General features: G+C 69.8%; 6 protein-coding genes and 1 pseudogene. 1 reads left to right on the forward strand and 6 read right to left on the reverse strand.

The window, feature by feature from the left end; genetic code table 11:
- From ACY45C_RS07165 to rfbD, 5 genes and pseudogenes are all read right to left on the reverse strand, one after another.
- Positions 1-285, reverse strand: a pseudogene (locus tag ACY45C_RS07165) (hypothetical protein); the annotation flags it as partial.
- A 123-nt stretch (positions 286-408) separates the two neighbouring features.
- The gene (locus ACY45C_RS07170; protein ID WP_462186852.1) at positions 409-1821 is read right to left on the reverse strand and encodes a hypothetical protein; all 1413 of its coding nucleotides are present in this window, start codon (positions 1819-1821) and stop codon (positions 409-411) included.
- Positions 1822-1919: 98 nt separating this feature from the next.
- On the reverse strand, positions 1920-3572 hold the full coding sequence (locus tag ACY45C_RS07175) for an MDR family MFS transporter (RefSeq protein WP_462186853.1): 1653 nt from the start codon (positions 3570-3572) through the stop codon (positions 1920-1922).
- 49 nt (positions 3573-3621) lie between these two features.
- Complete coding sequence (locus ACY45C_RS07180; protein ID WP_462186854.1) at positions 3622-4467, reverse strand: acyl-CoA-like ligand-binding transcription factor; 846 nt, start codon at positions 4465-4467, stop codon at positions 3622-3624.
- Positions 4468-4763: 296 nt separating this feature from the next.
- On the reverse strand, positions 4764-5672 hold the full coding sequence (gene rfbD, locus ACY45C_RS07185) for a dTDP-4-dehydrorhamnose reductase (protein WP_462186855.1): 909 nt from the start codon (positions 5670-5672) through the stop codon (positions 4764-4766).
- Positions 5673-5822: 150 nt separating this feature from the next.
- Here rfbD and ACY45C_RS07190 point away from each other — a divergent pair, with 150 nt between their 5' ends.
- Entirely contained in the window at positions 5823-7724 is a 1902-nt protein-coding gene (locus ACY45C_RS07190) for a glycosyltransferase family 39 protein (protein ID WP_462186856.1), read from the forward strand.
- 72 nt (positions 7725-7796) lie between these two features.
- Here the strand turns inward: ACY45C_RS07190 and ACY45C_RS07195 are convergent, their stop codons facing one another.
- The gene (locus ACY45C_RS07195; protein WP_462186857.1) at positions 7797-8873 is read right to left on the reverse strand and encodes a glucose-1-phosphate thymidylyltransferase; all 1077 of its coding nucleotides are present in this window, start codon (positions 8871-8873) and stop codon (positions 7797-7799) included.
- Positions 8874-9052: the final 179 nt, after the last annotated feature.

Genomic DNA, 9052 nt, shown 5'->3' on the forward strand with positions numbered 1-9052 from the left:
GTGCACGGGCGAGTCGAGCACGGGCAACGAGCCGTCAGCGACGACGAACGCGTAGGCGGTGTGCTGTGCCTCGTCGGCCGAGGTGAAGGGAGGCACGACCGCGGCGACGAGCACGCCGAGCGCGGAGAAAACCATGCCGGCCGCGACCACCCCGGTCACAAGCCAGCGCCGCCCCGGATCCGACACCCGCCGGACCTCCGACACCCGCCAGGCCTCCGGCGCCGCACCGGTCCCAGGCACCTGCGTGGAGGTTTCGACCGCCTGCCACGCATCCCCGCCAGGCACGTCGGCAACCCTCTCAGCATCGGCCGGGCGGTGTCGTCCCGACTACCACGCCACAACGCCGGTCAGCCCGTCGAACATCAGCGACGATCGTTTGGCGGATACGACGGTATCGTCCGCTTGGCGTCAGCTGTCCGGCGGTCCGTTATCCGGCGGCCGGCGCTCTCCGGCGGTCCGGGTTTGGAGCGCGGCAACGAATCCGGCCACGCCCAGGATCGCGGCCGATCCGATCGGCCCGATGACCGCGGCGAGGTAGCGGTAGTCGAATCCGGAGGTCAGCGCGGACAGCACAAGGGTCGACAGGCCGGCCCCGGCGGCCAGCCAGAACAGCCGCCCGACCCCCGGCCACGCTGCCGTCACCCCGCTCCTGCGCACCCGGCGAACGGCCTCGAGCAGTACTGCCGCGAGACCCGCCAGCAGGCCCAGGCCGACGAGCGGCATCGGAGCGTAGGCCAGGCGGGAGTAGACGGCCAGCCAGCCCGCCGCGGGGTTGTGCACCTCGGTCGCGACGAAATAGCCGTCGTCGGCATGCGGATCGTCCGGGGTCAGCACGTTGGTCACGCTGGACGGCAGTTCCCAGGTGTCCGCCCGCGAGGTCTTCGTCGTCTCATGCCGGACCGGGGAGAGATAGCCGACGAGGTACCGGGCCGACGTCGTCACCAGCATCCACGGCTGGTCACGCACGACCTCGCCCGCGAACTCGGCCGCGAGGTCCTCCCGTCCCGGTGGGATGTGCCGGTGCCCCTGGCGCAGAGGGGAGTCGGCCGGCCACAGGTAGCGAACCGGCGAACCGCGCTGGTCGACCGGCCGTGGGTCGCACAGGGTGCGCAGGTCCGCTCGCGACAGCGCGGAACAATCCGCGAACGGCGCCACCCGCCCGTACAGGAAGAACCCGGAGTGCGCGGAAACGGCGAAGCCCCCTCCCGCCGAGGCGCTCCACCCAGAGTAGGCCAGGATCGGCGCGGCGGCGGCCAGCGCGAAGGCGAGGACGGGTCGGGCCACCCGAGGAGCGGCAACCGACCCGGCCCGGGAAGTCGCGCGCCGCCGGTCGGCCAGCACGGTGCCGAGCAGGACGACCAGGCCGACCGCCAGCGGGCCGTAGCCCACCGTCCGCACGCACAGGCAGGCTCCGAGCAGCAGGCCGGCGGCGGCGCAGGCAACGGGCCGAGGGCGTCCCGGTAACGCGAGCAGCGCCACGCCGACCGAGACGAGAACCCCGAACAGGCTGTCGGCGAGGACGAACTGGCCGAGGTCCAGCACCCACGGGGAGAGCAAGGCGGGGGTGGCGGCGAGGGCGGCGAGCCACGGCCGGCGAGCAACCCGCAACGCCACCGCATAGAGCGCCACCACCGCGCCCAGCGTGAGCAGGTGCTGGACGACGACGACCCGCGTCAGGTGGGCCTGCCCGTCGAGGATCCGCAGGAACATCGGGTAGCCCGACGGCCGCCAGTCGCCCGGCCAGATGTCCCGCCATGCCTGGTCGAGGTAGGCCGCCGAATCCCCGAGGTACATCAGCACGGGCGGGTAGGTGACGATCACCAGGACCCGGGCAGCGATCCCGGCGGCGACCAGCAGCAGAAAGACCGCGTGCCGACGGGGCGTCCCGCGCAGGCGCCGACGCGCGGTCGGAATCGCGGCTACTTGAGGACCTCCGCGGTCTCGTCGGACTCCGCCGAGCCCGGCGCCGCGGGCCGCGCGCCACCGACGGTGTTTCCCAGGCGGATCTCGGGCAGCAACCAGGCCAGCGCGAAGGCGCACAGACCGATCGGCACCGCCACCAGGAAGACGGTCTGCATCGCGTCCGAGAACGCCTGGACGAATCCGTCCCGGATCGTCGGGGGCAGCCTGTGGAGCACCTGGGGGGTGATGTTGGAACCGGAGGCGGACAGACCGGGTGGCAACGGGATGCCCGCGAACCGCTCGGCGAGGTTACCTCTGAGCTGGTTCGCGAAGATCGCGCCGAACACGGCGGTACCGAACGACCCGCCGATGAACCGGAAGAAGGTCGCACCCGAGGTGGCCACGCCCATCTGCCGGTAGTCGACAGCGTTCTGCACGGCCATGACCAGGACCTGCAGGACCGCGCCGATCCCGACCCCGAGAAGGAACATGGACAACGTGAGCTGCAGCGTAGAGATGTCGGGACTGATGAACGACAGCAGGAACAGGCCGATCGACATCATCGCGGTACCGACGACCGGGAAGATCTTGTAACGGCCCCACCGGCTGATGAGCCGGCCGGAGATGATCGAGCTGAGTAGCAGCCCACCCATCACCGGCAGCATCTGCAGGCCGGAGTCCGTCGGGTCGACTCCCTTCACCACCTGGAGGAACAGCGGTAGGAAGACGATCGCGCCGAACATCGCGAAGCCGACGACGAAGCCGACCGCGCCGGCCACCGAGAACACCCGGACCCGGAACAGGGTCAGCGGCAGCACGGGTTCGACCGCCACTCGTTCGACGAACACGAACCCGACGAGGATCACAACTCCCGCGACGCCCATCCCGATGATCTCCGGTGATCCCCAGGCGTAGGTGGTGCCAACCAGGCTGGTCAGCAACACGAGGCTGGTCGTCGCCATGGCCAGGAGCACGGTGCCGAGGTAGTCGATGACGTGCCTGATGCGGTTCCTCGTCGCCGGGAGCGCCAACGCCGTCACCACCAGGGCGACCGCGCCCACCGGCAGGTTCACGTAGAAGACCCAGCGCCAGGAGAGATGGTCGACGAACAGGCCGCCGAGTAGCGGACCGACCACCGACGACACGCCGAACGTCGCGCCGAACAGCCCCTGGTAACGGCCTCGATCGCGCGGCGGAACGAGATCACTGATGATCGTTATTGCACTGATGATCAACCCGCCGCCATCGAGCCCTTGGACAGCACGGAAGGCGATCAGCTGCCCCATCGACGTACTGACACCGGCGATCACCGAGCCCACCAGGAAGATGACGATCGCCACCTGGAACAGGATCTTGCGGCCGTACAGATCACCGAGCTTGCCCCAGACCGGTGTGGACACCGTGGAGGCCAGCAGGTAGGCAGTCACCACCCAGGAGAGATGGGTGGCGCCGCCGAGATCCCCGACGATCGTCGGCAGTGCCATCGACACGATCGTCTGATCCAGCGAGGCCAACAGGATTCCGAGGAGCATCGCTCCCATGATCAGCCAGAGCCGGCGCTGGTCGGAGACCTGCGGGGGGATCACGGCAGCGCCGCCGCGGGGCGCCGGAGACGTGCCGGCGCCGGTTCCGCCGGACTCGGCGTCCTCGGCCGATCGAGCCTGCGTCATGACCGGCTCCCTTCATGGTCGTCGCTGACGTCGACGTGCTCGGTCGATCTCATTCGGGTCGCTGTCCTCGTTGTTCTTGTTCCCGGCGTTCCGGGTGGGCCCGGCGTTCCCGGTGGGACGACGTGATCGGCGCGTTCGAGGTGCCCACCACGTCGGATCCGTCCGACCCGCCGGACTCGCCGGACCCGCCGGACCCGTGTCCGGACTCGTGTGTGGCGCCGGACCTGTCTGAGGTGCCGGAGGGACCAGGCGGAGCCAGGCCGCGGGCCAGGATGTCGAAGGCGCGGCCGAGAGTGTCGGGCAACGAGGCGTCATCCGGGGACTCCTGCCACCGCACGGTCAGGGTCCGCACGACGGCCAACGTCGTCGCGACCAGCACGACGGGGTAGGGGTCACGATCGGGATCGAGCCCGCAACGCCGGCCGATCGCCTCGGCGAGAGCGCGTTCGTAGGAACTCCAGCTGGCCGCGTTGGCCATGGTCAGATACGGATGGGCACGGATGATCGCAAGCCGGACGCGCCACAGCTCGGCCTGATCGGGCGCGACGAGGGCGGCCCGGTCCAGCATGACCGCCCGCAACGCCGCCAGCGGCTCCTCCTCGGGAGGACGCTCCGCCAGCGCCGTGCTGATCTCGGTGATGTCCTCGGGATCGATGCCGGCGATCGCGTCGTCCTTCGTCGGGAAGTAGTTGAAGAACGTCCGGGTGGAGACCTCGGCCGCGGCGGCGATCTCGTCGACCGAGACGTTCTCCAGACCACGCTCCGCGACGAGCCGGATGGCTGCGGCCCGCAGGGCCCGGCGGGTCTGCCGCTTCTTGCGCTCCCGCAGCCCCGGCCCGGACGACCTCCCGGGCTCGCCAGCCCGGCCCGGGACAGTCGCCGGCTCCTCCGCCACCGCTCCCCCGATCTCGATCCGCTCCCCCGGACCCCCCTACAACTTTGCAGTATACGCACTTATTCTCATCCTGCAAAATTCTACTGTGACAGTCAACACGATCGGCGCCCACCGGGAACCGTCGCCGAAGGGCCGGGCGGATCGGGAAGACGGGGCCGGGCGGGGGACCGGACAGCAGGCGAGAACCAGGCGAGAGTCAGACACGCCCCCGCCCCCGCCCGCGGCCGGGGGCGCGGTGGGCCGACGGTGGCCGGTCGCGCAACGATCGGCAGAAAGATCGGTACCCGGCAGAACGATCAGCCGCGCAGCGCGTCGCCCGCCGCGACGAAGGCCGCGGACAGCGCGGCGTCCCAGGCCCGCGGAGGAGTGAGTCCCGCGTCCACCCACGACCGCCCGGAGAGCACCGCGTAGGCCGGGCGCCGGGCCGGACGGGGAAATGCCTCCGTCGTCGTCGGCGTCACCTTGGCCGGGTCCTGGCCCAGCGCGGCGACGATCTCGCGGGCGAAGCCGAACCACGTGGTCTCGCCGGCGTTCGTGCAGTGGTAGACGCCGGTCGGTGCCGCCGAGGAAGCGAGCTCGATCAGCCCCGACGCGAGATCGGCCGACCAGGTCGGCGAGCCCACCTGATCGTCCACAACGGACAGCGTGTCCCGCTCACGGGCCAGTCGCGAGATCGTCTTCACGAAGTTGCTGCCGGTCCGGCCATAGATCCATGCGGTGCGCACCACGTACGAGGCATCGGGCAGCAGGCCTCGGACAGCCTCCTCCCCGGCCAGTTTCGTCCGGCCGTATGCCGAGACGGGACCGGTAGGATCGTCGACCTCGTAGGGCTTGGCGGCCCGCCCGTCGAAGACGTAGTCAGTCGAGATGTGGATCAGGGTCGCGCCGACCTCGGCGCAGGCTGCGGCGAGGTGCGCCGGCCCCGTGGCGTTGACCGCGTAGGCGCCAGCCTCGTCCGACTCCGCCGCGTCGACGTTTGTCCAAGCCGCCGTGTTGAAGACGACCAGCCTACCCTGGGTCTTCGCGGGACGCGCCTGGTCGCGCAGGACGGCGCGCACCCGGGCCGAATCGGTGATGTCGAACTCCGCCCGGGTCAGACCGGCCCAGCCGTACACCCCGGAGTCCGGTTCCGCGGCTCGAGCCTCGAGCAGCCGGCAAAGGTCGGCCCCGAGCTGACCGGCAGCACCGGTCACGAGAAAACGCACCTTCCGAGTGTCGCAGACACCCTGACCCGCCCGGTTCAGGATCCACCCAGGATCAGCCCGTGTCGAGAAGAGGGCAACAGACAGGCGACGGTTACCCCACGCCGAGCTCGTCCGAACCTCTCACATCGGTCGTCTACGCTGGCGTCAACCATGGACGCCCCAGAACCGCCGATCATCGACCGCAGCTACACCGCCGGTCCCGCGCCTGATTCCGCGGCGGGGACCCGGCCGGCGGGGACCCAACCGGCGACCGAGGCGCGAGGCGAGGCCGCCGAGGCGGTGTCGATGCCCGGTCCGCGGCGCGTGCCGGTGTTACTGCTCCTCATCACGGCGGTTCACCTCGGCCTGCTGCTCAGCTACGCGTTCGTGTATCCGACCTGGACGGGATACGACGAGGCTCAGCACGTGGACATGGTCTACGGCCTGCAGCACGGAGTCGGCTGGCCCGCACCAGGCAAGAAGATCATCTCGATGGGTGTAGCCGCGACCTCTGACGACTTCGACCGCGGCCGCTTCCAGGACATGTTCCAGGCCGGTGGGAAACAGCGGGGCTCCCCGTCCTTCGCCGAGATCGATCCGACGCCACGCGGCCAGCGCCAGGCGTTCGACGCCCTCGGTGGGGTTACCCCCGTCGGCGACGGCCGCCTCTCCAACCAGATGGTGCAGCATCCACCATTGATCTACGTGGTCGGCGCCAGGCTGCTCGACGCCCTGCCGGGCTCCAAGCACTGGGCCTATGACCAGCAGGTCTTCGTCCTGCGTCTGTTGAACATCCTGGTGGTCGCGCCGCTGCCCCTGCTGGCATGGCTGGCGGCACGCCGCTTCGGACTGGATCAACCATCGGCTCTCGCCGCGGCGGCCCTGCCACTCGCCGTACCCGGGTTCACCAGGGTCGGTGCCACCTTCAACAATGACGGCATCCTGATGCTCGCCACCGGCGGGCTGACCGTCACCCTCGTGGGTGTGCTGCGCGGCGACATGCGTCGCCGCGCAGCCGCCTGGGCCGGAATCTGGTTGGGAATCGCCCTGCTGTCCAAGGCGTTCGCGCTGGCCCTGCCGGCCGTGATCATCGCCGCCTATCTGGTCGGCTGGTGGCACCTGCGGCGTGCGGGCCGGCATGCACCGGAGCGGTCTGCGTATCCGGCCGGCCGACTTTTCGCGTCGCGTCGCGCGATTGGCTCCCTGCCATGGACGCCGGCCACGCTGGCGGTCGGCCTCGGGCTCGCCCTGGGAGGCTGGTGGTGGATCAGGAACTACGTCCTGTACGACGCCGTCCAGCCGAACGGGTGGGCGACGAACCCGCCGCGGCGGGAACCACTGCTGCTTCCGGACTCCTTTCTCACCTGGTTCTGGTACTTCTTCCGGACTATGATCAGCCGCTTCTGGGGCGGGCTCGGCCTGTTCGAGCCGCCCCAGCTCTCCCCGGTCGCCATCGTCGTGGCGACCGGGGCGGTCGTCGGACTGTGCGCGGCCGCGCTGGTCGCCGGACCACGCCGCGCCGCGCGGCCGGACCGGCTGGCAAGCGATGCCGGGCCGGCGGTACTGCTGCTCCCGGTCGCTTTCGCCTACCTGATGGTCGGGCAGCGCAGCTGGGCGGAGTACCAGCAGTACACCCGCGGCATTGCCGTCCAGGGCCGGTATCTCTACCTGGGGCTGGTCGGTCTGGGGGTGGTGTTCGCTCTGGGCCTGCGCGCGGCGCTGCGCGGCCGGGAGCGACTGGCACCCGCCGTCACGCTGGTCAGCGCGCTGCTGATGCAGGGTCTGGGGCTGCTGGCGATCTGTTCATACTACTGGTTGCCGCGCCAGGTGTCCTTCACCCCGGCTCGCGTTCCCGAGGTCGTCGCGGGGGCCGGCCGCTGGGCGCCGTTTCCGGTCGGCGTCACGATCACGGTCTTCGTGCTGTCGGCGGTGCTCGTCGTTCTCTGCCTCGCCGTCGCGGTGCGGGCGGGCGGAGCCGGGGGCGCGCGGGCGGAGCCGGGGGCGCGGTCACGGGTTCGGGATCGGGTTCGGGATCGGGTCCGGGATCGGGTCCGGGATCGGGTCCGGGCGTAGGCGGTCACCGGCCGACGCCCGCCCCACGAAGTCCGTCGCGGATGTGCAAGGGAGGTCCGCTCCGAGCGGGCCTCAGGTCCCCGTCGTAGCCACCGAGACGCGGGAGTGGTCGCCCAGCATGAGCCGATGCGCCCTGGGCAGGGCCGCGGAGGGGACGACCTCGGCATCCCGGCCGATCAACGAGTCCTCGATCCGCCCGATCCCACGGATCGTCGCCCGCTCCAGCACGATCGAGTACTCGATCTCGGTCCGTTCGATGGTGCAGGAGTGAAAGATCGAGGTGAACGGGCCGACATAGGTATCGACGAGGGTGGTGTCCCGGCCGATGATGGCCGGCCCGCGCACGGTGGACCGGACCAGCGAGGCGCCCTCCTCGATCACCACACGGCCGACGATCGTGCTGTGCTCGTCAACGCTGCCACGGATCGCCGGCTCGATCGACTCGAGGAGGTGGCGGTTTGTCTCGAGCATGTCGTCGAGTCGGCCGGTGTCCTTCCAGTAACCCTCGACCAGGTGCGAGGCGACCTCGTATCCGCCGTCGACGAGCCACTGGATCGCCTCGGTGATCTCCAGCTCGCCGCGGGCCGACGGTTTGATCGCCCCCACGGCGTCGTGGATGGGGGTGCCGAACATGTAGACGCCGACGAGCGCCAGGTCACTCGGCGGAACGAGCGGCTTCTCGACCAGTCGAATGATCTTCCGGTCCGCACCGAGCTCGGCGACACCGAAGGCGGAGGGGTTGTCGACCCTGGTCAGCAGGATCAGGGCGTCCGGCGTGGTCCGTCGGAACTCCTTGACCAGGCTGGAGATCCCACCGATAATCAGGTTGTCGCCGAGGTACATGACAAACGGTTCATCGACGAGGAAGTCGCGGGCGATGAGCACGGCATGCGCCAGTCCGAGCGGCGCGTCCTGGCGGATGTAGGTGACCTGGATCCCGAATGCCGAGCCGTCACCTACCGCCGCCTGGATCTCGTCGGCCGTCTCCCCCACGATGATCCCGACATCGGTGATACCGGCGTCACGGATGGCCTCCAAGCCGTAGAAAAGCACCGGCTTGTTCGCCACTGGGACAAGCTGTTTGGCCGAGGTGTGGGTGATTGGCCGCAGACGGGTTCCCGAACCACCGGCAAGGACGAGGGCCTTCATGATCCGAAACCCTATCGTGCCGCTTTGAGCTGACAGAAAGTAACCGCCAATGTGATTCCTATCACATGGCAGATCGATCCACCTTTGCCCGCATGTCACCGCGAACACCCACCTGTGCAACAGGTATTTCCATGCGCACCGGGCCGGCGACAGGTACACCCCGCCCGATACGGGTACGT

The organism is Frankia sp. CcWB2 (genome assembly GCF_977927585.1).